This window comes from Polynucleobacter hallstattensis, assembly GCF_018881835.1.
GTDB classification, from domain to species: Bacteria; Pseudomonadota; Gammaproteobacteria; order Burkholderiales; family Burkholderiaceae; genus Polynucleobacter; species Polynucleobacter hallstattensis.
Window position 1 is genome coordinate 792,280 of sequence record NZ_JACVPO010000002.1, and the last position, 26,829, is coordinate 819,108.

General features: G+C 46.0%; 32 protein-coding genes. 6 read left to right on the forward strand and 26 right to left on the reverse strand.

Going from position 1 to position 26,829, the window contains the following annotated elements; translation table 11 throughout:
- Positions 1–3: 3 nt before the first annotated feature.
- The 6 genes from ccoN to ICN26_RS10530 form a co-directional block, all read right to left on the reverse strand.
- The gene (gene ccoN, locus ICN26_RS10505; RefSeq protein ID WP_216268333.1) at positions 4–1,446 is read right to left on the reverse strand and encodes a cytochrome-c oxidase, cbb3-type subunit I; all 1,443 of its coding nucleotides are present in this window, start codon (positions 1,444–1,446) and stop codon (positions 4–6) included.
- Positions 1,447–1,616: 170 nt separating this feature from the next.
- Positions 1,617–1,796: a cbb3-type cytochrome oxidase assembly protein CcoS gene (ccoS, locus tag ICN26_RS10510; protein WP_216268334.1), complete on the reverse strand. Its 180-nt coding sequence runs from the start codon at positions 1,794–1,796 to the stop codon at positions 1,617–1,619.
- 9 nt (positions 1,797–1,805) lie between these two features.
- Positions 1,806–4,301, reverse strand: coding sequence for a heavy metal translocating P-type ATPase (locus tag ICN26_RS10515; RefSeq protein WP_255534476.1), 2,496 nt, complete (start codon positions 4,299–4,301; stop codon positions 1,806–1,808).
- Positions 4,252–5,496 carry an MFS transporter gene (locus ICN26_RS10520; protein WP_216268335.1) on the reverse strand — a complete coding sequence of 415 codons (1,245 nt, stop codon included), beginning with the start codon at positions 5,494–5,496 and terminating at the stop codon, positions 4,252–4,254. The genes ICN26_RS10515 and ICN26_RS10520 overlap by 50 nt, the downstream gene beginning before the upstream one ends.
- 6 nt (positions 5,497–5,502) lie before the next feature.
- Positions 5,503–6,258 carry a 2OG-Fe dioxygenase family protein gene (locus tag ICN26_RS10525; protein ID WP_216268336.1) on the reverse strand — a complete coding sequence of 252 codons (756 nt, stop codon included), beginning with the start codon at positions 6,256–6,258 and terminating at the stop codon, positions 5,503–5,505.
- A gap of 29 nt (positions 6,259–6,287) precedes the next feature.
- Positions 6,288–7,589, reverse strand: coding sequence for a TAXI family TRAP transporter solute-binding subunit (locus tag ICN26_RS10530; RefSeq protein WP_216268337.1), 1,302 nt, complete (start codon positions 7,587–7,589; stop codon positions 6,288–6,290).
- A 115-nt stretch (positions 7,590–7,704) separates the two neighbouring features.
- Here ICN26_RS10530 and ICN26_RS10535 point away from each other — a divergent pair, with 115 nt between their 5' ends.
- Positions 7,705–8,466: an SDR family oxidoreductase gene (locus ICN26_RS10535; protein WP_216268338.1), complete on the forward strand. Its 762-nt coding sequence runs from the start codon at positions 7,705–7,707 to the stop codon at positions 8,464–8,466.
- Here ICN26_RS10535 and ccmI read toward each other — a convergent pair whose 3' ends face one another.
- From ccmI to ICN26_RS10620, 17 genes are all read right to left on the reverse strand, one after another.
- Complete coding sequence (gene ccmI / locus ICN26_RS10540; protein WP_216268339.1) at positions 8,467–9,657, reverse strand: c-type cytochrome biogenesis protein CcmI; 1,191 nt, start codon at positions 9,655–9,657, stop codon at positions 8,467–8,469.
- A 1-nt stretch (position 9,658) separates the two neighbouring features.
- Positions 9,659–10,147: a cytochrome c-type biogenesis protein gene (locus tag ICN26_RS10545; RefSeq protein ID WP_216268340.1), complete on the reverse strand. Its 489-nt coding sequence runs from the start codon at positions 10,145–10,147 to the stop codon at positions 9,659–9,661.
- Positions 10,147–10,671, reverse strand: a complete 525-nt coding sequence (locus tag ICN26_RS10550) for a DsbE family thiol:disulfide interchange protein (protein ID WP_216268341.1) — start codon at positions 10,669–10,671, stop codon at positions 10,147–10,149. Before ICN26_RS10550 ends, ICN26_RS10545 begins: the two co-directional genes overlap by 1 nt.
- Positions 10,668–12,587, reverse strand: a complete 1,920-nt coding sequence (locus ICN26_RS10555) for a heme lyase CcmF/NrfE family subunit (RefSeq protein ID WP_216268342.1) — start codon at positions 12,585–12,587, stop codon at positions 10,668–10,670. The genes ICN26_RS10550 and ICN26_RS10555 overlap by 4 nt, the downstream gene beginning before the upstream one ends.
- Positions 12,587–13,018, reverse strand: coding sequence for a cytochrome c maturation protein CcmE (ccmE, locus tag ICN26_RS10560; RefSeq protein WP_216268343.1), 432 nt, complete (start codon positions 13,016–13,018; stop codon positions 12,587–12,589). Before ccmE ends, ICN26_RS10555 begins: the two co-directional genes overlap by 1 nt.
- Positions 13,015–13,203: a heme exporter protein CcmD gene (gene ccmD / locus ICN26_RS10565; RefSeq protein ID WP_216268472.1), complete on the reverse strand. Its 189-nt coding sequence runs from the start codon at positions 13,201–13,203 to the stop codon at positions 13,015–13,017. Before ccmD ends, ccmE begins: the two co-directional genes overlap by 4 nt.
- Positions 13,203–13,973 (reverse strand): heme ABC transporter permease CcmC, encoded by a 771-nt coding sequence (gene ccmC / locus ICN26_RS10570; protein WP_216268344.1) that lies wholly within the window; start codon positions 13,971–13,973, stop codon positions 13,203–13,205. Before ccmC ends, ccmD begins: the two co-directional genes overlap by 1 nt.
- Positions 13,970–14,635: a heme exporter protein CcmB gene (gene ccmB, locus ICN26_RS10575; protein ID WP_216268345.1), complete on the reverse strand. Its 666-nt coding sequence runs from the start codon at positions 14,633–14,635 to the stop codon at positions 13,970–13,972. Before ccmB ends, ccmC begins: the two co-directional genes overlap by 4 nt.
- The gene (gene ccmA / locus ICN26_RS10580) at positions 14,632–15,279 is read right to left on the reverse strand and encodes a cytochrome c biogenesis heme-transporting ATPase CcmA (RefSeq protein ID WP_216268346.1); all 648 of its coding nucleotides are present in this window, start codon (positions 15,277–15,279) and stop codon (positions 14,632–14,634) included. Before ccmA ends, ccmB begins: the two co-directional genes overlap by 4 nt.
- Positions 15,280–15,440: 161 nt before the next feature.
- Positions 15,441–16,193 (reverse strand): transporter substrate-binding domain-containing protein, encoded by a 753-nt coding sequence (locus ICN26_RS10585; RefSeq protein ID WP_216268347.1) that lies wholly within the window; start codon positions 16,191–16,193, stop codon positions 15,441–15,443.
- 107 nt (positions 16,194–16,300) lie between these two features.
- A complete protein-coding gene (locus ICN26_RS10590; protein WP_216268348.1) occupies positions 16,301–17,281 on the reverse strand; it encodes a quinone oxidoreductase family protein in 981 nt (326 codons plus the stop codon).
- A gap of 28 nt (positions 17,282–17,309) precedes the next feature.
- Entirely contained in the window at positions 17,310–17,762 is a 453-nt protein-coding gene (locus ICN26_RS10595) for a DUF2452 domain-containing protein (RefSeq protein ID WP_216268349.1), read from the reverse strand.
- Positions 17,763–17,850: 88 nt separating this feature from the next.
- Positions 17,851–19,377, reverse strand: a complete 1,527-nt coding sequence (locus ICN26_RS10600; RefSeq protein WP_216268350.1) for a cryptochrome/photolyase family protein — start codon at positions 19,375–19,377, stop codon at positions 17,851–17,853.
- 47 nt (positions 19,378–19,424) lie between these two features.
- Positions 19,425–19,979, reverse strand: a complete 555-nt coding sequence (locus ICN26_RS10605; RefSeq protein ID WP_216268351.1) for a DUF3833 domain-containing protein — start codon at positions 19,977–19,979, stop codon at positions 19,425–19,427.
- A complete protein-coding gene (locus tag ICN26_RS10610) occupies positions 19,979–20,533 on the reverse strand; it encodes a chalcone isomerase family protein (protein WP_216860411.1) in 555 nt (184 codons plus the stop codon). The genes ICN26_RS10605 and ICN26_RS10610 overlap by 1 nt, the downstream gene beginning before the upstream one ends.
- Positions 20,534–20,543: 10 nt before the next feature.
- On the reverse strand, positions 20,544–20,939 hold the full coding sequence (locus ICN26_RS10615; RefSeq protein WP_216268352.1) for a thiol-disulfide oxidoreductase DCC family protein: 396 nt from the start codon (positions 20,937–20,939) through the stop codon (positions 20,544–20,546).
- A gap of 5 nt (positions 20,940–20,944) precedes the next feature.
- On the reverse strand, positions 20,945–21,214 hold the full coding sequence (locus ICN26_RS10620; RefSeq protein WP_216268353.1) for a TIGR03643 family protein: 270 nt from the start codon (positions 21,212–21,214) through the stop codon (positions 20,945–20,947).
- Between the two features lie 71 nt (positions 21,215–21,285).
- Here ICN26_RS10620 and ICN26_RS10625 point away from each other — a divergent pair, with 71 nt between their 5' ends.
- The 3 genes from ICN26_RS10625 to ICN26_RS10635 are packed head-to-tail and all read left to right on the forward strand — an operon-like array spanning position 21,286 to position 23,003.
- Positions 21,286–21,981: an SDR family NAD(P)-dependent oxidoreductase gene (locus ICN26_RS10625; RefSeq protein ID WP_216268354.1), complete on the forward strand. Its 696-nt coding sequence runs from the start codon at positions 21,286–21,288 to the stop codon at positions 21,979–21,981.
- A 13-nt stretch (positions 21,982–21,994) separates the two neighbouring features.
- On the forward strand, positions 21,995–22,570 hold the full coding sequence (locus ICN26_RS10630) for a histidine phosphatase family protein (RefSeq protein ID WP_216268355.1): 576 nt from the start codon (positions 21,995–21,997) through the stop codon (positions 22,568–22,570).
- Positions 22,571–22,622: 52 nt separating this feature from the next.
- Positions 22,623–23,003, forward strand: coding sequence for a DUF2237 family protein (locus ICN26_RS10635; RefSeq protein WP_046330671.1), 381 nt, complete (start codon positions 22,623–22,625; stop codon positions 23,001–23,003).
- A 4-nt stretch (positions 23,004–23,007) separates the two neighbouring features.
- Here the strand turns inward: ICN26_RS10635 and ICN26_RS10640 are convergent, their stop codons facing one another.
- Both ICN26_RS10640 and ICN26_RS10645 read right to left on the reverse strand, forming a co-directional pair.
- A complete protein-coding gene (locus ICN26_RS10640) occupies positions 23,008–24,270 on the reverse strand; it encodes a DASH family cryptochrome (protein WP_216268356.1) in 1,263 nt (420 codons plus the stop codon).
- On the reverse strand, positions 24,270–24,467 hold the full coding sequence (locus tag ICN26_RS10645; protein ID WP_216268357.1) for a DUF2256 domain-containing protein: 198 nt from the start codon (positions 24,465–24,467) through the stop codon (positions 24,270–24,272). The genes ICN26_RS10640 and ICN26_RS10645 overlap by 1 nt, the downstream gene beginning before the upstream one ends.
- A gap of 66 nt (positions 24,468–24,533) precedes the next feature.
- Here ICN26_RS10645 and ICN26_RS10650 point away from each other — a divergent pair, with 66 nt between their 5' ends.
- Together ICN26_RS10650 and ICN26_RS10655 are read left to right on the forward strand one after the other, a co-directional pair.
- Positions 24,534–25,436 carry a histone deacetylase family protein gene (locus ICN26_RS10650; protein WP_255534477.1) on the forward strand — a complete coding sequence of 301 codons (903 nt, stop codon included), beginning with the start codon at positions 24,534–24,536 and terminating at the stop codon, positions 25,434–25,436.
- A 22-nt stretch (positions 25,437–25,458) separates the two neighbouring features.
- On the forward strand, positions 25,459–26,340 hold the full coding sequence (locus tag ICN26_RS10655) for a transporter (RefSeq protein ID WP_216268358.1): 882 nt from the start codon (positions 25,459–25,461) through the stop codon (positions 26,338–26,340).
- Positions 26,341–26,349: 9 nt separating this feature from the next.
- Here ICN26_RS10655 and ICN26_RS10660 read toward each other — a convergent pair whose 3' ends face one another.
- Positions 26,350–26,805 (reverse strand): ion channel, encoded by a 456-nt coding sequence (locus ICN26_RS10660; protein WP_216268359.1) that lies wholly within the window; start codon positions 26,803–26,805, stop codon positions 26,350–26,352.
- Positions 26,806–26,829: the final 24 nt, after the last annotated feature.

A 26,829-nucleotide genomic window follows, 5' to 3' on the forward strand; every position in this document is an offset into this window, starting at 1 on the left:
CCCTTAGTGAACAGCTACCGATGTTTGTGGAATAGGGGCATTGACGAATGTTTTACCAATTACTGTCTTGTAAACGTTATATGCCATCAAGAACATGCCGCTTAAGTAACAGAGGCCGCCTAACAAACGAATCACATAGAAAGGATAGGTTGCTTTTACAGATTCAACAAAGCTATAAGTTAATGTACCGTCTGGTTCAAATGCTCTCCACATTAAGCCTTGCATTACTCCGGCAATCCACATTGCAGCAATGTACAGCACAACACCAATCGTAGCGATCCAGAAATGGACCTCAATCAAACGGGTGCTGTACATATCCTTTTGCCCAACTAAACGGGGGATGAGATAGTACAAGGATCCAATCGTAATCATGGCAACCCATCCAAGGGCACCTGAATGAACGTGGCCAATAGTCCAGTCGGTGTAATGGGACAAGCTATTCACAGTCTTGATAGACATCATTGAACCTTCAAACGTAGACATGCCGTAGAAAGACAATGCCACTACTAAGAATTTCAAGATGGGATCGGTGCGTAATTTAAACCAAGCACCAGATAAAGTCATGATGCCGTTGATCATGCCGCCCCATGATGGAGCCAGCAGAATAATTGAGAACACTGTTCCAAGGGACTGTGTCCAGTCAGGCAAGGACGTGTGTTGTAAATGATGGGGTCCAGCCCACATATAGGTGAAGTTCAAAGCCCAGAAGTGAACGATGGATAAGCGATATGAATAGATTGGACGCTCTGCTTGCTTGGGAATGAAGTAATACATCATGCCTAAGAAGCTGGTCGTTAAGAAGAAACCAACTGCATTGTGGCCATACCACCACTGCACCATGGCATCTTGTACACCAGCATATGCAGAATAGGATTTCCACATACTTGCTGGCATTTCCAAATTGTTAAAAATATGCAGAATGGCAATCGTCAGGATGTACGCACCAAAGAACCAATTAGAAACATAAATATGTTTGGTTTTGCGCTTCATGATGGTACCAAAAAATACTACAGCATAGGCAACCCAAACCACAGTGATTAGGATATCAATTGGCCACTCTAGCTCTGCATACTCTTTAGAAGTTGAGATGCCCAATGGCAAGGTTACTGCTGCCAACACAATCACAGCCTGCCAACCCCAAAAAGTAAAAGCAGCTAGCTTGTCACAAAAAAGTCTTGCCTGACATGTGCGCTGCACGATGTAATAAGACGTCGCAAACAAGGCTGATCCACCGAATGCAAAGATGACCGCATTGGTATGTAATGGACGTAAGCGACCATAGCTTAACCAGGGAATATTGAAAGTAATATCAGGCCAAATAAGCTGTGCTGCAAGAATCACTCCCACGAGCATACCCACAATTCCCCAAAGTACTGTAACGATGGCAAATTGACTGACAACCTTGTAATTGAAGGTATCTTGATTGCCCCCCACGGTAAGTCCCATGGTTTCTCCTTTTTTGTGACCTAACAGCGACATAATCTAAATAGACTGAATTCATTATCAAAGTAAGCCTGATGGGTCGTTTTGATCTATATCAAAAAGGATGCGTGCATTTACGCTTTTTGCAACTGGATTGAGTTCTTTGTATTACCTAACTACCTAAAAAAATAGAGTTATTTTTTATTGCAATCATTCCTATTTTTAGATTGAGGCGTATCGTCATCCATCAAAATCGCCTCCCCTGGACCCTCTAGATCATCAAATTGACCGGCTTTCACAGACCAAAAGAAAATCCAGGCCAAGAGCCCGATTAAGAGTAAGGAAATGGGGATCAATAGATAAAGGCTTTCCATAGCTCTAGTCTAGGCCTTTCTGAGGCGCCAAGCATTTAATGTAACTGCGAGAGAAGACAAAGACATGCCGATACCGGCAACCCAGGGGTTGACCCACCCCATCATCGCCACTGGAATAGCCAGCAAGTTATAGACTAGCGCCCAAATCAAGTTTTCTTTAATAACCCGCTGTGTTTTATCAGCCAGTAAGAGCGATTTGGCCAAAGGGGCTAAAGAGCTTGCAGTCAAAATCGCATCTGCACCCGCTGTAGCGAGGGGCGCGCCGGCCCCGACCGCAATAGAAACATCCGCCCGCGCCAATAGAGGGGCATCGTTAATACCATCACCAATTGCCCAAACAACACGACCCTGGTTTTGCAGGCTCTCAATATAGCGATATTTATCTTCTGGAGAGCACACACCTTTGAACCGATCGATACCAACATGGTGCGCCCACCATGCCACCGTCACTTCATCATCACCTGAAACCAAATGGACCGCAATCTTGCGAGACCGCGCTGCAGTTAATAACTTTTCCAATCCTGCTCTTGGAGTATCTAAGAATAGAAAGCTCGCAATCAACCCTTTGTTATCCGCTAGATGCACTTGTCCATATTGACCGTCTTGCGCAATCTGCTGAGCACCCACCCACGCAGCACTTCCCAGTCGATAAATACCCGAGCTCAGGCCTTTGCCCAATTGATTAATAACCGCCTCAGGCAAGGTGCCTAGCGAAAGATTGTCAGCTTCTGCAGCACGCAATAGCGATAGTGCAAGAGGATGTTTTTGACCTGCCTCCATTGATGCAGCAATGCTCAATACATCTGCTCGAGAAAACTCCGGGCGAACAACTATGACTTCTTGTAATTCTGGTTGACCCATAGTGAGGGTACCAGTTTTGTCCAGCACTAAATCCGTTGCCTTGACCAAACCTTCTAGCACATGACCACGCACAATCAATAAGCCGAGCTTTGTTACAGCACCCTGAGCTGCAGCCATTGCCGTTGGTACGGCAAGAGATAGGGCGCAAGGACAACTGGCAACCAGTACGGAGACTAAAACAGTCCAAGCTCTGCTAGGGTCGACGTAATACCAAATTGCTGAAGATAAAAAAGCAACCATCAACAGAAAGCCTACAAAATATCCAGCCCACTTTTCTGCGAGACTCACCATGACAGGTTTGGCTTGCAATGCTTGAGCTAGTAATGAGGCAATACCTGCAATACGAGTAGATTGGCCTACCGCATCGATTCTCATCAATATCGGATTGAGAATATTGTGCGTACCTGCGTACACTCGATCACCAATCTTCTTATCAATCGGCTTAGATTCACCAGTCAGAAGCGACTCATCTAAAGAGCTCTCAGACTCAATCAAAATTCCGTCAGCTGGAACTACATCACCCGGAGGAACACGAATCACTTCACCAGGATTACAGTGAACCACCGGCACAATTTCAACTTGCTGAGAGGTGGGATAGCTTGGCACTCTCTCACACGTAGCAGGTAACTGCTTTGCCAGAGCCTCTGCTCCACCCTGCGCATCTTGTCGAGCCAACAACTCTACATAGCGTGCCGCCAAAATAAAGGCAACAAACATGGTGATGGAATCAAAATAACCCTGACCTGAGCCTGCCACAAGATTTACGGTACCCGCACTAAATGCTAGGGCTAGAGCTAGAGCAATCGGCACATCCATACCCAACATATGCGTTTGCCGAAACGAAGCAACACTCCTCAAGGCCGCCCTGAAAATAGGGCCTGCTGAATAAGTCATCACTGGAACCGTGAGGATCCAGCTAGTCCAGCCCAATAGAAGGTCATACTCCACCGTAATATCGCTGTCACCCACATACGTTGGCCAGGCATACATCATGACTTGCATCATGCCTAGTAATGCAACCCCTAGTCTAGTCAGTAATTGACGACGTTCTTTTTTAGACTTCTCAATTGAGAGTGAAGGCTCAAAAGGCCACGCTTCGTAACCAATACGCTCTATTTCAAAGAGTAGGCGAGCAAGACTAGTTTTCTCAGGCGAAAATTCCACCTTGACCTTTTGACTGACGTAGTTAATCTGCACTTCTTTGACACCAGGGATACGGCGTAAGTGCTGCTCGCATAACCACACACAAGCAGCGCAGCGAATCTTCTCCAATCGTAGAGTAGTCTCTAAATAAGCTTCTTTACTACTCGGCCGCGTGTATCTACCGAGCAAAGAAGGATCATCGTAGGGGGTCAGACTGTCAGGAATTTCACTTGAAGCAAGGTAGGCTGCTGGCTTATCGCTTGACTGTGCGCGGCGTGCATAGAACACTTCTAGGCCTTCGCCATGAATCGTTTGTGCAATTGCCATACAACCAGCACAACAGAATTTTTTATTGATGCCGCTAAGCTCAAGCTCGTAAGGGTCGTTCGGAAGAATAAAGCTGCCACAGTGATAACAGCTATTGCTTGGCAAGCTAGAGCTCATAAATGAATCATGACTTGCGGGTGATAGACCTACTAACCCAGCCGTTACGACGCTCATAGAGCACAAACAGAACACCCCAAACTACCACCGCAGCATAGGCCCAGACCCAAGATATTTGGGAGGCACGTGAGCCAGTTAAATCAAGCACAAAACCAAAAATAGCTGGGCCCAACAACCCGCCTCCAAAGCCCATCAGGGAATGGAGCCCCATTGCAGCCCCTTTAATATTGTCTTTAGCACTAATGACTAAGCCCGCGGTTAAGGTGGAAGAATCGGCCATGATGAAAATCGTATGCCCCACTGCTAAAGCAATAATCAACCACCAAGATTGTCCGGTAGAGCAAGCGAGCGCCACTCCAAATGCTGCGCTAGATAGCATGACAAAGAAAATCCATTTTTGGCGCCCTATTCTTAAGGCAATCTCGTTTCCGATAATGGATGCAGGAACGCCAAAGAAATTAATCACACCTGCAAGAGTAGTGGCAGTGAATAGAAAGGGATCGCCTGTCATCATTGCACAGAAACCAAAAAAGGCTACGATCCAACTGCGGGAAGCAAATAACTCGATTGAGTGGACGGTATAGCCAAAAATAAACCCTGAGGCTGTTTTATCTTGCAAGACTAAGCGCCACTTATCAAGCGGAAAAATATCTTGTAAACGAATGCTTACTGGACCGTGCCACTTTTCATGGGCGAGCGCAGGAATAAATAAGAGCACAATCAACAGTGCAGTGAATGGACCCAAGGCGATGATTCCAAAAACATAGCGCCAGCCCAAGCTACTTAAGATCCAACCAGAGCAAAGATAAGAGAAGCCAGTGCCAATACCAAAGAATGCAGTGTAGAAAGCAATGTGGCGGGTTAGTTCGCCAGTCTGAATACGATCTGACAGAATTTTTAAGCCAGGCATATAAGTGCCCGCTAAACCAACTCCATTGAGCGCCATAAATATCAAAGCGGTCCAAAAGTTATAGGCAAAGAAGCTCATGCCGAGTAATCCACAAGTCGCTGAGAGACCGCCTACAAGATAGACTTGTTTGGCATCAACGCGATCAGTGAGAGCCGTTGCTAATGGAACCATCAGCATGTAACCAAAGAAGAAGGCGCTAGCAATGAGTCCAGACTGTAAATTACTGAGATGCCATTCATCTTGCAATGTTGTTAACACCACTGCGTAACAGGCAAAACCCAAGAGCGCACAAGTTTGCGCTACCAGCATTAGGGGTGTGTAACCAGTGGGTTTCAAACGCATAAGAACTTACTGCTGACTGCTATTAGGGGAATCCTGGAAGCCGTTTGAGCGGAAAGTGAGTACCAAAGTATCCCTATAGCCGTACTGATCCAAGGGCTGAATCGGAGTAGATTCATGAATCATTCTTTCATCATTCATCAGTAATAAAGACCAGGGCTCAGTGAGAGTAAATCGCAAACCAGCAGAACCGGTTGCAGCAAAAATTCGGGTCTCGCCACCCTTAATGCCAACCCGATTGAGTAAAAAGACGGCTACAAAATCAACACCGTCACGATGAGCTCCCTCTGGAGTTGGTCGCCCTATCCCATCCGTTGTATCAATCCGAAATTGGTGAGCCTCAATAAACCAGGTATTTACTTGCTTAACGCTATTGAGAATATGAGTTAATCCCAGTAAAAGAGCATGCCAAGTAGGCTTGCTAGTGAGATCAGCTTGCGAAGGCTCAAACCAACGCTCGATACCTCCATGAAGGGCGTTGTAATTAACAGACTGCCAGTGAGCACGATGCGGCACGATAGCCAAAGATTCTCCCTTGACCTCAAAGCTTGAGTGGCGGCGAAAGCGATATCGCCCACCGTCCTTAAGATAGGGATCTCTGGGCAAGCCTTCCCAGAACTGAGTGAGATTGCGTAGCTGATCAAGATCCACATGTGCAATTGCCGCAACATCATGAGCAGAGACAACTGCAAAACCATCATCTCGTAAAGATTGAACCAACTCCCTAGCGGGCGTTAGTGGAGGCAAAAGGCTGGAAAGAGTCATGGGTTTATTTTAGGCGCATACCAATTCATTTAGGAATAACGACTCAAACGGCTGCGCACCTCTCCCACATGGCCTTTTAGGTCATACAACTCTTTTGCATCCAACATGGACACTTTGATATTACCCACCCTTCGCTCAATATTCTCCAAATCCTTCAGGTTCTTTTCTTTTAAATCGGGATTGGAGGCATTTTTTTCTACCACCTTAAGTTCCTCATAGACCTGCGATAACTTGAGTCGCAAGAGTAAATTTTTAGCTGCAGGGATATAGGTAAATAAAGGAATCAAAATCACTAGAAGTGGAATCACAATTTTTGCGAAGCGTCCAATCCATACTGCCGTCCAGAAAGGCAAGTGACGATGCAAAAAAGACGGGCCATCCTTTAAGTAGATTTCAGCATCAACATGCAAAGGAAAATCAAGGCCAGTACCGGATGGAAACTCTCCCGGCTTTTGTAAATATGAATAAGTTTTTAAAATATCGTAGGTGGAGCCAAGCAACAGTGTTACTAATGCAGGACTAACATCGTTCTTACCCACTAAGGTAGCTGTTGCAGCCAGCACCTGAATGTCTTGACGCGGAAGATCGTAGGCGATGCTGACGACACCACGTGGCACTGTTACTTTTGAGAGGAAAGGGAATAAGTGAACATAGGCTTCAGCCTGCTCAAAGCTCATTAAGCGAATGCCCGGAGTTTCATAAAATTTTTTGACTAAAGGAGCTTCGGCAGCACTTACCAAAAATACAGCATCTAGCTCTCCTTTTTTGAACTTCTCCAAAGCATCAAGTGGTTTTAATTTTTCAGCACGAATATCGCTCAGACTCAATCCACTTGCCGCAAGTAATTGAGAGGACAGGGACAAGGTGCCACTACCTTCATTGCCGATTGATACTCGCTTACCTTTTAACTGACTCAATAAACCTAATCGTCCGGATTCACTTGGAAAACTAGACTCTCTATACCAAACCCATACCGGCTCATAAAATACACCGGCGATAGAAATAAAATCGGGGTGCTTGGATAAGTCAGCTACGCCACCCTGAACCATCGCAAAATCAACGCCAGCGTGTGGATCCTTTAACAACGCTAAGTTATCAATTGTTCCACCAGTGGTTCTCAACTTGAGAGAAATGCCCTCCCCAGCAAGTTCACTTTGGAGCTTTTCACCAAATTGTTGATAAAGACCGGTTGGGAAACCCGTCGCTAACTCAATCGACCTAGGTGGGGGTGGCACCAACACCCAGAGTGTGGCAAATAGTATGACAACTAGCATCAAAAAGGCGATGACCACTGCCACAGGATTATGGATATTTTTGCGAATGAAGTTCATAAGAATTCAGCTTGTTTTTGCCATTATGCCCCGAGCCCAAGGATCTGGAGCGGAATGAATTGATTCGAATTATTTCAGGATAAGATGGGGGTTTTAAAGAGCCATTAGGAGAATAATGAATTCAGCTGCCAACAAAGTAGCCCTGGTCACAGGAGCCGGAACAGGTATCGGAAAAGCTGCAGCAAAAGCGCTGCTGCAAGGTGGATTTAGAGTCGTTCTCACTGGTAGAAATCTAGAGAAGCTCAATTTAGCCATTCGCGATATTGGAGGAAGTAGTCAAAACTGTCTCGCAGTGAGTTGCGATGTCGGCAAACCAGAGCAAGTAAAGAAGTTATTTTCTGAAATCCAAAAACAGTTTGGCCGCATTGACGTGCTATTTAATAATGCCGGCATGGGAGCACCTGCCATCCCTATGGAAGATCTGAGTTACGAACAATGGATGAATGTTGTTAATGCTAATCTCTGCGGAGCTTTCCTATGCTCTCAAGAGGCTATCCGCATGATGAAGGCTCAGACTCCGCAAGGTGGGCGAATCATTAATAATGGCTCGATCTCTGCACATGCGCCCCGCCCGATGTCTGCTCCATACACAGCCACCAAACATGCCATGACTGGATTAACCAAGTCTATTGCATTGGATGGTCGTCAATTTAAGATTACCTGCGGTCAAATCGATATAGGTAATGCCGGCACTGAAATGACTATTCCTATGGCTGCCGGTATTTTGCAGCCAGATGGCTCAAAAAAGGCAGAGCCACTCATGGATGTAGATCATGTCGGGCAAGCCGTCCTGCAGATGGCTCAACTGCCTTTAGAAAGTAATATTCTGTCGATGACCATCATGGCAAGCAATATGCCATTTGTTGGTCGGGGCTAATTAAGGCCTAATCTGTCCAATGATGAGGCGAGCATTAGTCGTGCCCACCTTGATCGTTTGTGGCGTAGATATCAAGTCACCGGCTTCTGGCATTGCCATTCCTGTTTTTGAAATACGCACCTCAACCGACACTTCAGCCATTTGAGAAATCAATGCATTGGGGCTCATTGCCAATGCATCATTCAAAACAAAGTTCATTGGGAATGCAGCCACCGGAGTTTTGAGAACAGCCACCGGCATACGCTCACCTGGCTTACGAGCAATCACCATCAAAACATCGCCTGCTTTAATTTTAGATTTCAGTTCTGGCGCAATCTCTACTTGTCCGCTCACGCCTTGATTGTTGATTACTGGCGCAATAGCCGGCGCAAGTCCACCCTTGCTACGCGCCTCTGCAATAGAAGCTGCAATCGTACGAGCTTCATCGGACTCGGGGGGCAATAGCTTTGCTAACTTCTCCCAGGACCGCACTGCCGCTTTATAGTTCTGCGCATTAAAATCAGCAGTTCCAGAAAGCCAAAGAGCCAATAAATTATTTGGATCTTGGGCTAATGCCTGATTAATGAGTTGCTGTGGCTTACCTGCAAAATTACCATTCGCATTGGCTGCTAATACATCGGCATAGTCAGCCAATAATTGGGGGTCAGAATCAACAAAAGAGCCTGCACGAGCATAAGCATTTGCAGCGTCAGTATTGCGACCCAAAATACGATATGAGCGAGCCAGCATGGCCCAACCCTTGAGATTATCAGGCTCTTTATCCATCTTGGCTGCAAACTCTGCAACCATCTTTTCAACTGACTCTTGAGTCATCGGTTTCTCAGCACTCTTCTCGGCAATCTGAGCGGCATCACCAAGGTAGAAATAGAAACCCGCTGAAAGTATCGATACAAAAAGGCAAATCCCAATAATGGTTTTCTGAGGTGAGCCTAATACTGCATGATCATCCGCTTCATCCGTATCCTGAAAAAGCCGTTGACGCATTTCTGCATGAGTCTGCTCATAGCTATGACTATCTACAGTTCCCGCTAAACGATCAGCCTCAAGCTTATCAAGCTCCTCCCGATAGATAGCTGCATTCATCTGACGACGCGAGGTAGCAGATTCTTTTGCAGGAAAAAACAATGGACGTAGTAGCAGTACCAAGACCAGGATCAATAAAAGAAGAGCGGAAATTACAAAACTAGTCATATTATTTTTCTATTGAACTGGACTTGGCATCCTGAAGTAGTGCATCAATGCGACGATTATCTGCTTCAGATAGCGTGGTACTGGGCACAGCCTGATTTCTGCGACGCAGATACACCATCAAGCCAATAATTCCTGCAAGCAAAATTACAAAAGGGCCTATCCATAGGAGCCAGGTGATCGGCTTAACAGGAGGGCGATATAAAACGAAGTCGCCGTAACGCTCCACCATAAAATTCCGAATTTGCTCGTCCGTCTTGCCCTCATTAATCAGGATACGAATTTCTCGGCGCAAATCATTTGCTAGCTCAGAGCGTGATCCCGCAAGGGATTCATTCTGACAAACTAAGCAGCGCATTTCTTCCGAAATCACAATCAGACGCTGCTCGGTGACTGGGTCATCAGCCAAAGGTACTGCATCCTTAGCAGACGCACTGATAGAACACAGCACGACAAAAGTGAGCAAGAGGGATTGAAGCGTCTTTTTCAACATTATTTGAGCTCATCCAACAAAGGAATGATCTTCTTACGAAGTAATTCCATCGTGATCGGTCCAATATGTTTAAACCGAATGACGCCAGTCTTGTCAATCACGTAGGTTTCTGGAACGCCATAGACACCATAATCAATACCCACTCGGCCATTGGCATCAAAAGCCGATAATAGGTACGGGTTACCTTGAAGAGCAAGCATGGTCATGGCGTTCTCACGCTTGTCTTTGTAATCCAATCCAATAATTGGCGCCACTTGCAATTTACCCAGCTCAACAAGTACGGGGTGCTCCTCACGGCAAGCTACGCACCAAGAGGCCCAGACATTCAAAATCCAAGGCTTACCTTTCATGCTCTCTGGTGAAAAGGTCTTTTGAGGATCTGCCAGTTGAGGCAATTCAAAAGCAGGCGCCTGCTTCCCAATCAGTGGCGAAGGTATTTCCTGTGGGTCACGATTTAAGCCTACCGCTAAAAATCCAACCAAAATTACAAACAAAATTAGCGGAATTAAAAACTTGGCTTTCATGCTGCTGCCTTCTTTAATTTCATGCGATAGCGCTTATCAGACATCGCCAGCAAACCACCCAGAGCCATCAATACACAACCACCCCAAATCCAATCAACAAATGGCTTGTAATAAACCCGGACTGCCCATGCTTTGTCATCCAACTCTTCACCTAATGAAACATAGATATCTCTCGTAAGACTGGCATCAATCGCCGCCTCGGTCATAGGCATCGTTGATGAAAAATAACTGCGCTTTTCTGGGTACATCGTCGCTTCTAGCTTACCATTGCGAGTTAACAAGAAAGTACCTTGCATCGCTTTATAGTTTGGCCCAGGAACAGGGCTAACGCCCTGCAGCTGAATGTCATAGCCACCGACACTAACGCTTTCACCGGCGAGCATACGCACATCTTTTTCCTCTTGATAGGTGCCCACCATGGTGACGCCAATCGTAAAGACTGCTATCCCTAAATGCGCTAGCTGCATACCAATAAATGAACGTGTTGGCTTACCCGCCTTTGCTTGGCGAATAATTTGCAGCACCCCAGAAGAAATCACCCAGAAAGCCAATAAGAAACCAAGGCTGCTAAGCCAAGTAAATTCACCCATAGCAAACGGAATTAAAGCCGCCGCAATCACAGCTACTAGGGCTGCAATCCATAAGCGCTTGATCACATCCAAGAGATTCGAGTTCTTCCAACTTGTCCAAGGCCCAATCCCCATCAGAACTAACAAAGGAATCATGATGGGCACAAAGACGCTATTGAAATATGGAGGCCCTACTGAGATCTTTCCTAAATGCAGCGCATCAATCAGTAAAGGGTAAAGAGTGCCCAAGAGTACTGATGCAGCAGATACCACTAAGAAAACATTACCAAGCAAGATAAAGGTTTCGCGCGACGCTAAGCTGAACTTACCGCCAAGAGTACTTTTGGGAGCACGCCAAGCGTAAAGCGTCAAAGAAGAGCCCACCACCAGTACCAAGAAAATCAAGATAAAGACGCCGCGTGTAGGGTCAGTTGCAAATGCATGTACTGAAGTGAGCACTCCAGATCGAACCAAGAAGGTTCCCAAAAGCGATAGTGAGAAAGCGGTAATTGCTAACAACACCGTCCAACTCTTAAAGCCGCCGCGCTTCTCGGTGACCGCAAGCGAATGGAGCAAAGCGGTACCAACCAGCCAAGGGATAAATGATGCATTCTCCACAGGATCCCAGAACCACCAGCCACCCCAACCGAGTTCGTAATAAGCCCACCAAGAACCCAGTGCAATACCGAGCGTGAGAAATACCCAAGCAGCCGTTGTCCATGGCCGCGACCAGCGCGCCCAAGCAGCATCTAAACGGCCGGACAACAAAGATGCAATCGCAAATGCAAACGCCACTGAGAAACCAACATATCCCATATACAACATTGGCGGATGAAACACCAAGCCTGGATCTTGCAGGAGTGGATTGAGAGATCGTCCATCCTGGGCGGCTGGTAGCAATCTCTCAAAAGGATTGGAGGTGGCGATCACGAACAGTAGTAGACCGGTAGTCACTAAACCCAATACACCGATTACGCGCGCCACCATAAATTCATCTAGCGCCTTCGAAAGCTGAGCCACTAAAAATGTCCAAGTCGATAGCAAGAAAACCCAGAGTAATAGTGAACCTTCATGACCGCCCCATACCGCACCCAAGCGGTAAATGACGGGCATTTGTGAATTTGAATGCTCTGCTACATAAAGAACAGAAAAATCATTTGAGTAAAAGCTCCAAGCCAAAATCACAAACGCAATACCAAGCAATAGAAAAACAGTTTGTGCAGCTGGTCTTGCTAACAAAATCCATTCACGGCGACTTTGATGCGCGCCGACTAATGGAAGTGCCCCTTGAATGATGGCGATACATAAGGCAAGTATTAGTGCGTAATGTCCAAATTCAGGAATCATTATTTATTTCCATTTTTTTGAGCCTGCTCCAAAGCATGCTTCGCCTCTGGAGGCATATAGTTCTCATCGTGCTTAGCTAAAACTTCACTTGCAACAAATTGTCCACTTGGATCGAGACGACCTTGAATCACTGCGCCCTTACCCTCTTTAAACAAATCCGGAAGAATGCCAGTGTATGCCACCGAAATATCTTTCACCATATCGGTAATCACAAAGTGCACCGTTAAACCATCTCGTTTAACCGATCCATCCTTGACCATGCCACCAATACGGAAGACTTGACCAGCCGGTGACTTACCAGCAGCTACCTCACTCGGGGTGACATACAGAGCAATATTACTGTTAAGGGCATTCAAAATTAATACTGCCGCGATGCTAATGGCAATCAGTGCGCCAACAATAATGGCAGCTCGCTTATGTCTTGGTTTCACTTGCCACCCTTTTGATCAAACTGCTCAGCCAAAACTTCACGTTGCAGTCTGCGTACGATTGCCCGATGGCGCGTACGAACAGCCAGAGGCTCTAATAAGAACACCAAGGCGCAGGCACCAAAGCTGCACCATACATATAGGGCATAACCACCCATGGCAAAGAATTCAGCCGAACTATTCCACATCAATGCTTCACCTCATTTAATTGCCTAACCCAATCAGTATGAGCTTCGCGCTCCAAAATGATGGCGCGCACACGCATTAACCCTACTGCAATTGAGTACATCCACAAGCATAAAGCCATCAGTAGCATCCCCCAAAGCATAGTCTGGGCCATGGCTGGTGCCTTAGTGAGCGAAACAGAGGCACCTTGGTGCAAGGTATTCCACCATTTCACTGAAAAATAAATAATAGGCACATTGACCACGCCCACTAAGGCCAAGATCGCACCCGCTTTATCGGCACGGCGGACATTATCAATAGAGGCTTGCAAAGCGATAAAACCGAGATACAAAAAGAGTAGGATTAATTCCGAAGTTAAGCGCGCGTCCCATACCCACCAAGCGCCCCACATAGGCTTACCCCAAAATGCACCAGTCCATAGGGATAAGAAAGCCATCCAGGCGCCGATCGGGGCTAAAGCCTGAGCCATCATGGCCGATAGGCGAGTATTAAATATCAGACCCAGTCCAGCCCATACAGCCATCACTACATAGATGAACATCGACATCCAAGAAACGGGTACATGAACAAAAATAATGCGGTAGCCCTGACCCTGAACTGCATCTACTGGCGCCACAAAGAAACTGACCCACAAACCGGCAGCTCCAAAAATCATGGTGAGCGCCCAAAACCAAGGAATCATTTTTCCAGCTAGCGGATAAAAGGCGCTCGGACTCGAGAATTTGAACCAGCTCATTACGTGACTAGAAGATAAATTGTTTACATTACTCATTCAATAGCAATCTTTACGGCGCTCGCACAAACCCAAGGTACAAATGCTAATGCCAAAATCAATAAAGCGCCTAACAGTGAAAAATGCCCTGTGATATCGAGCCCTACACTACTGGCGTATACGGCACCTGCACCAAAAATTAATACCGGAATATAGAGCGGCAAGATCAGAAGGCTCATCAATACGCTACCACCCCTCACTCCAAGGGTTAGGGCCGCCCCAACAGAGCCTAGCAATGATAAAACAGGTGTTCCGAGCAACAAGGCTGCCATTAGCACACCTAAAGACTGGGCATCTAAGTCAAACTGAATACCGATCACCGGCGCTAACAACACCAAGGGCAGCCCACACACCAGCCAATGGGCTACGATCTTGCCAAATACTAAGGCGGTAAATGAATTCGGGGACAAGACCAGTTGCTCTAAGGTGCCGTCTGCGTAATCAGCCGCAAACATCCGCTGTAAACCAAGCAAGGTTGAGAGTAAGGCTGCAACCCAAATCACACCAGGCGCAATCTTTCTCAACAAGGCAGTATCAGCACCAATTCCCAATGGAAATAAGCTCGTCACAATCACAAAGAAAGATAATGCAGTAAGAACCTCGCTCTTACGACGCATCACTAGCAACAGGTCGCGATGAACAATGGCGATAAAGGCGTTCATAGGTCTAGCACTCGCAGACCAGAAATAGCTAAGGACTGATGACTAGTCAGTACGATCAAACCATTACCCTGAAGATGCTCGACGATCAAATCTTGCAACTCCCCAATGGCATGGGTGTCTAGGGCATTAAAGGGTTCATCCAAAATCCAGACTTGCGCCCGTCGCGTTAGCATCCGCGCCATCAAAACACGTTTTTTCTGTCCGGCCGATAAACAATTGACAGGCAGGTCTTCGCGCCCTTTTAGGCCAAATCGCCATAAGCTAGCAAAAGCGTCTTGCTCGGAGAGTGCAATGCCATCGATCGCAGCATACATACGCAAGTTCTCAATAGCACTGAGGTCTTCTTTCAGTGCATCGCGATGACCTAAAAACAATAGTTTGCTGTGATATTCCGATGCTTGTTTTTTGATGGGTTGACCATACCAAAGCACCTCTCCAGACTCGGGAGAAGCCAAGCCCGTGAGCAAGCGTAATAGGCTTGTTTTACCAACGCCATTCTCGCCACGAATATGGAGGCACTGCCCAGCAAATAACTGCAAATCAAGACCTGAAAAAAGAGCTCTTTCACCACGCACGCAAGTGATGTTCCGAGCCTCAAGGGCTGCGGTTGTAGATGCTGGAAAGGAGGAGTTGGTCGTTGTCATTGGAAGCAATGGCTTGAATCAAACCACCTCAGGCATTGTCCAAGACCCACTTGGGGCTGTCAAACAAGCTAAAAACGGTCTTTAAAAAAGAAACTTCTTTTAATTCAATTACTTAGATAATTATAAGCTCGATACCATTGATTACGGGAATACTAAAATTATCAGTCTTTTAAAGGCATTCGAGAGAGTGGTGCAACTGATACGCCTTGCACCTGATATTGACTAATCAGATCAGCCACCAAGCCAGATCTAATGAATTCTTCTACACAAGCATCCAAAAACTCAATCGACTCTAGGTGGGACTTATGTGCAGTAATCGCCTGTTGTATTCCAGTAAATTGGCCATCCAGAATTCTGGATCCAGGAATATCTTGAGAAGCAGCAACTAGGCCAGTTCGTAAACCTGCCAAAGCATCTAATTTCTTGCTAACGAATAATTCAATACTGGCTTTCACACTGTCAGCATGCACTAAGCTGGCATGCTTGAGATTACGCTGCAACCATAGGTCATAAGCACTTTGTTGAAAAGATGCAATCTTCACTCCTGGCTGATCTACCTGTGATAACTCAGTTATAGGAGAGTTGGCGGAAACCAGATAGCTAGCTTCTAGTTCGACATAAGCTGGTGTGAAAGTAATTTTTTGAGCACGAGCAGGATCAGAGCCTAACAACGAGATACCGCATCTTGCACTAACGACAGCCTCAACTACCTCAGCCTGCGTATTGAAGCCTACGAGACTTAACTCCACGCCCAAACGCTTTGCAATAGCTCGACAGATATCTGGTGAGATCCCTGTAGGCTCACCAGAAGATGATCGACCAGTCACCAACAAGAAATTACCTAAATACACTGCAGCAGACAGAACACCATTCGGTGCGAGCTGCTCTAATACTTTAGGTGAAATCGTATTCAAGTAAGTCTCCAAATTTTTATCAACTGTTTTACGACAAGTAGGCATAAAAAATCCCCACTAAATCAGCGGGGATGTGGTGCAAACTAGGTTAGTCAGCAAACCAAAAATTAAGGCGTGATGACAATCGCGCCCGAAACTTTTCTACCTTCTGCAGCTTTATGAGCTTCAACAGCCTGCTCAAGCTTAAATCTAGCGCCGATCTGTACTTTCACACGGCCTTGGGCAATCGCATCAAATACTGCGCGAGCATTTTCCTGAAGCAACTCGGGAGTAGCATTGTGCGGGAATACAGAAGGTCTAGTTAAGAAGAGGCAACCCTTCTTATTGAGAATCTCTGGCTGAATCTCTGGAGCAGGTCCAGAAGCGGCACCAAATAAAGCCACCGTCCCAAATGGTGCAGCACAATCGAGTGAGCCCAAGAAAGTAGTCTTAGCAACTGAGTCATAAACCACATTCGCTTTACGACCGCCTGTTGCCTTCATAAACTCTTCGACCCAATTTGGTTTTGAGTAGTCCACAACAGCATCACAGCCAGCCTCTTTTGCTGCGGCAAACTTGGCTTCAGACCCTACTGTACCCACTACAAAAGCACCCAAAGATTTTGCCCATCCCGATAGAATTTGACCAACACCACCAGCGGCAGCGTGAACTAAGACGACGTCACCAGACTGCACCTTATAGGTTTTTTGAACTAAGTACTGAGCAGTCATTGCTTTAAAAAACACAGCGGCGGCAACTTCATCGGATACATTATCTGGCACTGAAACCAATTTATCCACTGCAACATTACGCGCACTGGCATAAGCACCAATACCGGCATTCATATAGGTGACACGATCACCTAGCTTAAATCGAGTAACGCCTTCACCAAGCGCCTCAACTACACCGACCGCTTCATGACCTAAACCCGTTGGTAATTCCAAGGGATAAAAACCAGAACGCTGGTACACATCAATAAAGTTAAAACCAATAGCGGTTTGACGGAGTTGCACTTCGCCCTTACCCGGAGCTGGAAGCTCTTTATCGATTAACTGAATCACATCGGCATTGCCGAGTTCTGAAAGACTAACAATTCGAGCAGTTGTCACAAGTCACCTTATTATTTTTATAAAAAAATTATCTTACTGCAAGCGAGGAAGAGACAACCTCGTCCTCCTCAACGATAGCCCAGGTGCTATCGCCAAGTTTTTTGACTGCCATCGAATAAGTCCAAGCATCCGGAATGCCACAACTCCACTGATCAGGTCCATTTTGAATCAATACATTGCTGCCAATACGGCTATCGAAGTAGAGATGGTAGGTTTTTCCATGGAGGGGATTAAAACTAAATTTGGCACTATGGACCATTTCTGTAGCATCCAAACGAGCCTGCAGAGAACGTGCTTGCTTCATTAATACTTCGGCCTGTTCCATGATGCGATCGTATTCAAGCTTTGCGTTCTGGCGCGCGACATTGACTGCCTTGTCTTTTTCTTCCAAGACCTTAATCGGTGCAAATACAGGTGCACCCACTTCCATGGGATATTCAATGCCAGCATGCCGCGCTGGATCAGTATCTTCAATTCTCATAACTTTTTTAACCTGCTGATTTACTTAGTGAAAGTGTGACACAAATTCACAAAATGTGTTTTTTAGAGCTACAAATAGGGTGAGTCTCTTACAGGGAGTTCAAATCCCCTAAAAGGCCTTTGGCATGCAGTGTAATTGCCTGCTGATCTGTATCGCTAATACGGGATAAGTTGGCAGTCATCAGCCGGGTACGTGGGCTTGCCTCAAATTGGGTGCGATGCTTAATGAGAAAGTTCCAATAGAGGGTAGTCATGGGGCAAGCACTCTCCCCAAATCGGATATCAGGCTTGTATTGGCAGGAGTCGCAATAGTTACTCATTCTCTTAATGTAAGCGCCACTCGCAATATAGGGCTTGCTGGTGAAACGCCCACCACTTGCAAATAAGGCCATGCCCGCTGTATTGGGCAATTCCACCCACTCAACTGCATCAATATAGACCGCTAAATACCAGTCACAAACGTCTTTTGGCAAGATTTCTGCAAGCAACGCAAAGTTACCAGTCACCATCAGGCGTTGAATATGGTGGGCATAACCATACTCCAGGGTTTGATCTATCGCCTGCTGCATACACTTCATCTTGGTGTTGCCAGTCCAATACCAGGAGGGCAATGCATTCTGATGGTCATAAAAATTATCTAAAGCCATTTGCGGCATATCAAGGTAGTACATGCCCCTTACAAATTCTCGCCAACCCAGAATTTGACGAATAAATCCTTCTACCGTTGCAAGATCTAAATCGTCTTTCTTCCACGCCTTGAGGACGGCCGCAATCACCTCTCTGGGATTGAGCAACTTTAAGTTCAATGAACTCGATAGCAGGGAGTGCCAACCAAAAGGCGTATCTGTCCACATTGCATCTTCATGAATACCAAAGGTCACTAAGCGGTGCTCTACAAACCCTTTGAGTGCCTGTAAGGCTTGTGTGCGCGTAACCGGCCACTGAAAGTGCTCCAGAGATCCAGGATGTTTGGGAAATTTTTTCTCAACTAATGCGATGACTTCTTGAGTAATGTCATCGGGCTCAAATAACTCCGGCGGCGGAATTAAGCCTGGTCCTTTTTTTGGAAACGGCTTGCGATTGTCTCGATCAAAATTCCACTGACCACCTTCAGGATTACCCTCTTTATCAACCAAGATATTGTGAGTCTTACGCATCAGTCGGTAGAAATACTCCAAACGCAATTCTTTTTTGCCTGCAACCCAATTTTCAAACTCATGGCGTGAGCAAAAGAAATGGGGGTCCTCTTGCATTTCTAAATCGATGCTGAATTCAGATGCGACATTCTCTATTTCGCACTTGAGTCGATACTCCCCCGGCTCAAGACATACCAAGTGTGTAAATTGTTTCTTGGGAATCAAGTCTCGTAAGGTATCTCCGATCGACTGCGGAGACTGCTTAATATAGATCAGCGGCAAACCCCGCTCTTCCAGTTGCTCAGCAAAATGCCGCATCGCCGATAAGAACAAAACGATTTTGGCCTTATGCGACCAAACATACTGAGCCTCATCGATAGACTCAATCATGACGACTTGCTCAGTCTTGGGATTCAGGTTTTTTAATATCGGGCTATCGATATCCAGCTGGTCACCCAGAATGAGAACAAGCTTTTTCAATTCACATCTTTCAAAGAGACACTCAATATTAGGAGAGGAGTCAGCGCTTAGCGTTTATAAAAACTGAGAGTCACTTCACCCAAATTAATACCGAATTTACTCATTTGAGCCCTATTAATCATGACCTTCGGGCTTACTAAATACATCCAGTCGTCAAATTGCACATGATAGATAGACTTATCTACAGGCAGAGCCAATGTATAAGACCAGTTCAAGGCATTGCCAGCAGATTCACCAATGGCCTCACCGATGACGTCATCTGCAGTGCCAGTGTATTTTCCAGGAGCGGTTTCTACTAAAGTCCAGATACGCTTTTGCTTCGTGCCATCGGAGTACTCAAAGCTCTCATCCAAAATGCCCGTCTTTTTACCATTGACAACTGACCATTTGGCAACTAATAAAACGGTAAAACGTTTTTTAACCTCACCACTACGATCGGTGAAGATGCCATACGCATCAATCGTACCGTTGAAGTATTCACTTAGATCAAGCTTGGGTGTCTCTTGTGCGTATTGATTGACTGAAGGTGAGGAACAACCAAATAGGCCGAATGCAATCAAACCAATAGCCAAATATTTTTTAACGAAGTAGGTCTTTGACATTAACAGGCTCCAGTAATTAGTGGGGGTGGGCAACCGTTGCCCAGTAATTCAGATCTCAGCTTGGGTACGCTCGTTTTGGAATCAAGCCAAATCCCGAAGAATGCCTTTGAAAAATCTGCCCCCGGAAATTGAGCAATTTTCTTGCCGTCATAAAAAAAAGTGGTGCCTTGTTTTGGTGAGTAGACTCCCGTGAGCGTTTGTCCAGACTCTACATTGGGTAAAACCGTAGCAAGCTCTTTTCCCCAAATTGCGGACTGCGCCTCTGATACACCCATGTTCTTCATTTCATCAGCAGTGCGGCTTGCGATGGCCGCCCCAGAGAATGATTTTTGATATTTAATGTCCAAGGCAAATTCAGCAGAATCCTTGCCTGCAGAGCGATATAGGGTCACATCATAAACATGAAAACCCCAAAAGTTCAGACGGCCAGTACCCTGAGGCTGCACTTGATTAATTACGCTCTCAATGTGCGCCAAGCTCTTAGCTGACACAGAACCACTCAGCAGAGCTAAGCACAGTAATAGGACGACACTACTTTGTGAAATTATTTTCATCATCGTCCCTTTATTTATCTTTACGAGTTAAATTCACCAACCATAAAGCAGATGGTCCAAATAGACCTGAAATAGCATGTCGGTTCTTGGCAAAAAAACGATAGGCCCCGGTCAATATAGGGCGCAAGCTTGGTCGAGAAAATAACCAAGCTAACTTCGGTAAATTTGCTCTCGCATAGGCAGCCGAAAAAACATCCACGCCATTAATCAGTTCGCCGTCGTCATACTGAGCATACATCGAATCTAAGGCCTGTTGGCAAGATACGCCAACCTCATCAGCGTTATAACGATTTGAGTTCACATCTACAAAGCTCAATAAACCAGCTTGATTGCGGTCAGACAAAAACAGAATCTCTGCCTGACATAGAGGACAAAGGCCATCGTAGAACATAGTGAGTTTCTTCATGGCAGCTACTTTTGCTTGTACTGCATCGAGCAATAGGCGCGGGTTACCAATTTACTTCTTAAAGCGACATGCTTGGTTGCCCTACCCGTTACCCGCTCACGCCATAGATTGAACGAGCCTCTCTTAAGCTCTTTGCGCATCAGCGCAATCACTTGTGGCTCGGATAGTCCAAAATGTTGCTCAATCGCATCAAATGGCGTGCGATCTTCCCATGCCATCTCGATCACCCGTGAGAGATCGGCAGCGGAGAGTGCTTGAGTTATCTTGGTGCCCATCAAGCAAGTTTAAGACTTATTCAATAAACTAGCTGAGCCTGCTTTCACCCGATACTTAAGCCTCTTTATTTATGCCCCTAGTTCCAAAACCCTTTCGAGCTTTGATTATTGGATCCTCTGGGACTATTGGGTCAGCATTTATGGAGCTTCTAGAAGCCTCTCCTGACTGTGAGGTGGTTTGGGGTCTAAATCGCAACTCGGCACAGCCAATCAATTACCAAGATCTCACCACGATTGAAGCTGCTGCAGCTAGTCTTATTCAGGAGGGCTCTTTCCAGCTCATTATTAATACGATTGGTGTATTGCATTCTGAGCACTGGATGCCTGAAAAGAAATTGGATGATCTCAACGCCGAACAGTTACAGATATTGATGCAGACCAATGCCGTTGGCCCTGGACTAACAATCAAGCATTTCTCCAAATTACTCGACCCAGCGGGATCGGTTATGGCAACCCTCTCCGCTAAAGTAGGCAGCATTGAGGACAATCGTTTGGGAGGCTGGTTTAGCTATCGCGCCTCTAAGGCGGCCCTGAATATGCTGATCAAAACAGCCTCCATTGAATTTACCAGAACAAAACCCAATACGGCCTTAGTGGCCTTGCATCCGGGAACGGTAAACTCTCTTTTATCCAAGCCCTTCAAAGGCGAGCAAATAGGAAGGCCTGCTTTAGATGCTGCAAGCGATATGCTTGCGGTATTACTCTCACTTCAAAAGACTGATTCAGGTAGTTTTCTAAGTTACTCCGGAGAAAAGTTACCTTGGTAACCCAATCATGATTATGAAATTTTTATCCCTATTGCTGATTGCACTCACTACCCTCATTGGAGCCCATAGCAACGCTCTCGCCCAAACTGAGTTGGCTAACGCAATGCAAGATGGCCAGCATGTCTTACTCATGCGACATGCTGACGCGCCTGGGTACGGAGATCCAGCGGGCTATCAATTAACGCAGTGCTCCACCCAACGCAATCTAGGTGAAGCAGGTAAGCGTCAGGCTCAGCTGACCGGTGAATGGCTAGCCGAGCAGGGCATTACCAAAGCGCAGGTCTATAGCAGTCCTTGGTGTCGTTGCTTTGATACGGCAATCCTTCTGAATAAGGGTGCCGTTACCAAGGAGGCAGCGTTGGGTTCTTTTTTCGATGATATGAGTCAGGCTAAAAAACAAACTGATGATTTAGCCAAGCTGATTCAGGATGAGCGCAGCAAAAATCCTAAAGTACCAATCATCATGGTGACTCACCATGTCAATATCCAATCCTTTACCGGCAAGGTTGTTAATTCAGGGGATATGGTTTTGGTAAAAGTAAATTCATCCGGTCAAGCTGTATCCCATAGGCTTTACCCTAGCCCGTAGCTTTATGCGCCAATCCATCAATCGTCCATACATCACCACTTAAAGAACATTCATGTCTACTGAATTACCCCTCAATGTTTTAGGCCAACCCTTAGTTGCCTGCTCGTTTGATCCACTCACTGGATTTTTTAGAGATGGTTGCTGCAAGACCAATGAACAAGATCTTGGTAGTCACTTAGTCTGCGCGATTGTGAGTAATGACTTTCTACAATTTAGCCTCAAGCGTGGCAACGATCTCATTACCCCACGTCCTGAATATCAGTTCCCAGGACTGATTGCTGGAGATCAGTGGTGTCTTTGTTTGAACCGCTGGATTGAGGCCTTAGAGGCCAACTGTGCACCTAGGATTAAGCTAGAGAGCACACACATCAAAGCTTTGGAGAAAGTCTCGCTAGAAGTACTAGAACAATATGCAGCGGTAGAGCAGTTATAAAAACCTATTGGGGTGAGAGCCAAAGTTTGCGGTAGATTTCTTTTGGATCATGGTCTTGGGTTTGCTTGGCCACATTAAAAGGTCTGCCACCCCTGGGATCCGTTCCGCGTCCAGCAATGTAAAGCCAATTTCCTTGATTGCTATAGACGTCATAGTCAATTAGCTGAGATTCAAACCACGCTGCACCTGCGCGCCAATCACCTTTCATATCGTATATCCAATAACTAGCCACAATCTGACGCATACGGTTGGATAGATAACCGCTCTGATACAACTCGCGCATACCTGCATCAACTAAAGCAGTGCCCGTAGTGCCTGTACGCCATTGTTCAAAGCTGGGTGCATAAGATGGTTTTACGGGCACACCAGTTAAACCACTGGCGCGATACAACTGCTGACCATACTTGAAGTGAATAAAACGGAAGTAGTCACGCCAGAGTAATTCAAACCAAAGCCAATAGGTCCCATCATTGGCGCCATAGTGATTTTCATACTCGTTGATTTGCGCTGCGATATCCCGCGCTGAAATGCAACCTAAAGCCAACCATGCTGAAAACTTACTAGAGTAATCTCTCCCAATGAGTTGATTGCGGGTCTCCTTATAACCATCAGGAAGACGTCGCTCTAGATATTGACTAAGATGTGCTTGTGCAGCAGTAGCGCCTCCTAAAAAGAAAGGGTGAGGGTGAAACTTAGATTGAGGACTACAGGACAATGTTGAGCTCCGAGGTAAGCCTGCTGGCAACATCGGAATCTGCTTAGGCGCATTGATGGGCTGAGCGAACTTGAGTTGCGCCCGTTCTACATCACGACGAAATGCCGTAAATACATCGGGCATGTTTTCCAAGGTGAATGGAAAGTCTTGTGGATCCAACATACTCGATTGCCAAAACACTTCAACATCAATACCCTGCTCTTGCATTACTCTGACTTGCTCGATTTCTTCAGGGGCTTCGATTTGCTCGCAATAGATTGCCGTTGCAGCGGTATCTTTGACTAGCTGCAGTAATACTTTCGCTGACTTTCCGGATAACTCCAACAGGTCTGACCCTTGGACCTGAAGCTGAGCCTTTAAATCATCTAAGGATGTCCTTAAAAAAGTCTGTCGATGAGGTCCTTGTCGCTCAAAGCCATACACAGTCTCTTGTTCTTTTGAATCGTGCACATAAACCGGCAAGAGCTGGTCAGCTTTTAAACATGCTTCTACAAAGGCAGAATTATCTGCCAAACGTAAATCATTTCTAAACCAATAGATGATGACTGTCACTAATTCTTTCCGCTGGTACTAGCTGCGGTATTTATAGTTGTTTTTTTAGAGCGGCAAGCATCGGAGCAATACTTCACCTCATCCCAATTTTTAGCCCAGGACTTACGCCAAGTCATTTCTTTACCGCAGACCACACAAGTCTTACTAGGCAGAAATGATTTGTTTCCTTTAAAACCCAATTTTTCAGCTCGAGCCATACTTACCTATTGAAAAACGAATAGACTATTCAACACACTCAAGAGCCAAGAAAAGTCCAGATCGCATTGAAAGCCTTTTATACCGACCACTATGTTTTACCACTTCCGCCGGGACACCGCTTTCCGATGGAAAAGTACAGCCAGCTTCGTGATTTAGTGAGTAAGCTGGCAGGGTTAGATCTGGTAGAGGCTCCCGCCGTCTCTGATACTCAGATTCTGTATGCGCATGATCCCAGTTATCTCATCAAAATCCTCTCAGGCAATTTGAGCCCTAAGGAGCAGCAAGACATTGGCTTTCCTTGGAGCGAGCTAATGGTCGAGCGCTCACGTCGCTCTGCTGGTGCTACCCTTGCCGCTGCGAAGGCAGCGCTCAATGAGGGCTTAGCAGCCAATCTCGCTGGCGGTACGCATCACGCTTATCGTAATAAAGGAAGTGGCTTTTGTGTTTTTAATGATTCTGCTATTACTGCTAGAGCACTCCAGAGGGAAATCAACACCAACTTAAAAGTTGCCATCATTGATCTGGATGTTCATCAAGGCAATGGCACTGCTGCTATTTTAGAAAATGACTCTTCCATATTTACCTTATCGATACATGGGGAGAACAATTTCCCTTTTACAAAAGAGCGTAGCGATCTTGATGTTGGTCTACCAGACGAAACGGGAGATGCTGCCTATTTAGCAGCGCTTCATCAAAGCCTAGAAATAGTAGATACCCGCTTTAAGCCCAACTGCATTATTTACTTAGCTGGAGCCGATCCCCATGAAGGGGATCGCTTAGGTAAGCTCAGCCTGACTCAAGCAGGAATGCGACAGCGGGATGAGGCTGTATTTCAGTATGGCTTAGATCGCCAAATTCCAATTGCTTTTAGTATGGCAGGCGGATATGGCAGAGAAATTGCGTCAACTGTGGATATTCATTTTCAGACCATCCAAACTGCGCTTCAGCTTCAACAGAAATACAGTTGACTTACCCTAGAATACGCTCACCATGATTTCTATTAGAGTCGCCCTACTTTTATTGGTATTAATCAGACCAGCTCAAACATGGGCGATAGATTTGCAGCCTAACGATATTGTTGCACCTCTGCCTAATAAAAATTACGTCACGGTGAGTTACCTGAATACCGAGAACAATACACTCTATCGAAACGGTAGCATTGCATCGAGTAGTCCTGTTATTGATACCCAGAGCGCGATTTTTCGTGGCACCAGAACATACGATCTTGGCAGTCTGCCAGCAGTCAGCTTTATTCAATTACCTTACGGATCTATTCAACCAGGGGGTTCACTAGTAAGCCAAACAGGCGATACCGGGATTGGTGATCTCACTATTGCAACAGCCATATGGCCGTATCACAACAGAGCCACCAGAACCTATCTTGGTCTAGCGGGATACCTCATTAGTCCAACTGGCAGCTATTCTAGTCAGCGAGCTTTTAATGTGGGTGAAAATCGCTTTCGTACGGACTTGCAGATGGGCTTTCAAACGCCGATCACCTCTAATGTGGATGGCATGATTGCGGTTGACACCATGTGGTTTGGCGGCAATAGTCAATGTGCTACTGCATGCAACTTAACTACTAACGGATCCTTAACCCAAAAGCCACTGACCACCACTCAGCTAGGGCCTATCTACCGTATCAATCAAACCTTTACCGTAGCAGCCTCTTACATTTATGTCGCTGGTGGTGCAACATCAATTAACAACAACTATCAAAATAACGTTGCCAATACACAAAGATTCTTACTAAGTGGGCAAGCCCATACATCGATTGGTAGAATCTCTTTGCAATACGGACGTGATACAGAAATTAAAAACGGCTATGTTCAAACGCGCTTACTTGCTGTCAGACTCATGAAAGAGTTTTAATCGCATTACTCAATACCGATTGGCCTTATAAGTAGTCCAGTATTTTTGCATCTCAATGAATAGAAATGAAGCAGACCAAGTAATCAAGATGAAGCCAGTCAGCGCTTCCACTCCAGTCAAATAGCGTAGGTAGCCTTGCGCCACAATCTCGCCGTAACCTAAAGTTGTGAAGGTAACAAATGACAGGTAGGCGCAATCCAACAAAATGCCATGGCCTGAAAGCTCACCAACGAGACCGCCCATAAGAGGGAACTGCAAGGTAAAGAAGTAGCCTAAGGCAAACAGCCAGATCTCTACTACATGCGCCATGAAAATGGCGCCAACCCCTACTAGCACCCGAAAACGCGGTGCAATATGAGCTATCTTAGGGAGCAGCTTATCAAGCTGAAAAAGAACTTCGTAATGCAATAGGATCGCAAGCAGTGCCAGCGATCCATTAATGATGAAGGCGGTGATGAGTAACATCGCTCAATGATCCCCCATTTTCGG

What these genes read in the sequence shown, in the direction of transcription:
- ICN26_RS10630 (WP_216268355.1), top strand. Translation starts at nt 21,995, where the DNA reads ATGAAATTTTTATCCCTATTGCTGATTGCACTCACTACCCTCATTGGA.
- ccmI (WP_216268339.1), bottom strand. Translation starts at nt 9,657, where the DNA reads ATGACTAGTTTTGTAATTTCCGCTCTTCTTTTATTGATCCTGGTCTTG.
- ICN26_RS10595 (WP_216268349.1), bottom strand. Translation starts at nt 17,762, where the DNA reads ATGAGAATTGAAGATACTGATCCAGCGCGGCATGCTGGCATTGAATAT.
- ICN26_RS10555 (WP_216268342.1), bottom strand. Translation starts at nt 12,587, where the DNA reads ATGATTCCTGAATTTGGACATTACGCACTAATACTTGCCTTATGTATC.
- ICN26_RS10620 (WP_216268353.1), bottom strand. Translation starts at nt 21,214, where the DNA reads ATGGGCACCAAGATAACTCAAGCACTCTCCGCTGCCGATCTCTCACGG.
- ICN26_RS10625 (WP_216268354.1), top strand. Translation starts at nt 21,286, where the DNA reads ATGCCCCTAGTTCCAAAACCCTTTCGAGCTTTGATTATTGGATCCTCT.
- ICN26_RS10635 (WP_046330671.1), top strand. Translation starts at nt 22,623, where the DNA reads ATGTCTACTGAATTACCCCTCAATGTTTTAGGCCAACCCTTAGTTGCC.
- ccmC (WP_216268344.1), bottom strand. Translation starts at nt 13,973, where the DNA reads ATGAGTAATGTAAACAATTTATCTTCTAGTCACGTAATGAGCTGGTTC.
- ccmB (WP_216268345.1), bottom strand. Translation starts at nt 14,635, where the DNA reads ATGAACGCCTTTATCGCCATTGTTCATCGCGACCTGTTGCTAGTGATG.
- ICN26_RS10655 (WP_216268358.1), top strand. Translation starts at nt 25,459, where the DNA reads ATGATTTCTATTAGAGTCGCCCTACTTTTATTGGTATTAATCAGACCA.
- ICN26_RS10605 (WP_216268351.1), bottom strand. Translation starts at nt 19,979, where the DNA reads ATGTCAAAGACCTACTTCGTTAAAAAATATTTGGCTATTGGTTTGATT.
- ICN26_RS10645 (WP_216268357.1), bottom strand. Translation starts at nt 24,467, where the DNA reads ATGGCTCGAGCTGAAAAATTGGGTTTTAAAGGAAACAAATCATTTCTG.
- ICN26_RS10530 (WP_216268337.1), bottom strand. Translation starts at nt 7,589, where the DNA reads ATGAACTTCATTCGCAAAAATATCCATAATCCTGTGGCAGTGGTCATC.
- ICN26_RS10525 (WP_216268336.1), bottom strand. Translation starts at nt 6,258, where the DNA reads ATGACTCTTTCCAGCCTTTTGCCTCCACTAACGCCCGCTAGGGAGTTG.
- ICN26_RS10550 (WP_216268341.1), bottom strand. Translation starts at nt 10,671, where the DNA reads ATGAAAGCCAAGTTTTTAATTCCGCTAATTTTGTTTGTAATTTTGGTT.
- ICN26_RS10535 (WP_216268338.1), top strand. Translation starts at nt 7,705, where the DNA reads ATGAATTCAGCTGCCAACAAAGTAGCCCTGGTCACAGGAGCCGGAACA.
- ccoN (WP_216268333.1), bottom strand. Translation starts at nt 1,446, where the DNA reads ATGGGACTTACCGTGGGGGGCAATCAAGATACCTTCAATTACAAGGTT.
- ICN26_RS10615 (WP_216268352.1), bottom strand. Translation starts at nt 20,939, where the DNA reads ATGAAGAAACTCACTATGTTCTACGATGGCCTTTGTCCTCTATGTCAG.
- ICN26_RS10660 (WP_216268359.1), bottom strand. Translation starts at nt 26,805, where the DNA reads ATGTTACTCATCACCGCCTTCATCATTAATGGATCGCTGGCACTGCTT.
- ccoS (WP_216268334.1), bottom strand. Translation starts at nt 1,796, where the DNA reads ATGGAAAGCCTTTATCTATTGATCCCCATTTCCTTACTCTTAATCGGG.
- ICN26_RS10515 (WP_255534476.1), bottom strand. Translation starts at nt 4,301, where the DNA reads ATGAGCGTCGTAACGGCTGGGTTAGTAGGTCTATCACCCGCAAGTCAT.
- ICN26_RS10520 (WP_216268335.1), bottom strand. Translation starts at nt 5,496, where the DNA reads ATGCGTTTGAAACCCACTGGTTACACACCCCTAATGCTGGTAGCGCAA.
- ICN26_RS10545 (WP_216268340.1), bottom strand. Translation starts at nt 10,147, where the DNA reads ATGTTGAAAAAGACGCTTCAATCCCTCTTGCTCACTTTTGTCGTGCTG.
- ccmA (WP_216268346.1), bottom strand. Translation starts at nt 15,279, where the DNA reads ATGACAACGACCAACTCCTCCTTTCCAGCATCTACAACCGCAGCCCTT.
- ccmD (WP_216268472.1), bottom strand. Translation starts at nt 13,203, where the DNA reads ATGTGGAATAGTTCGGCTGAATTCTTTGCCATGGGTGGTTATGCCCTA.
- ICN26_RS10610 (WP_216860411.1), bottom strand. Translation starts at nt 20,533, where the DNA reads ATGAAAATAATTTCACAAAGTAGTGTCGTCCTATTACTGTGCTTAGCT.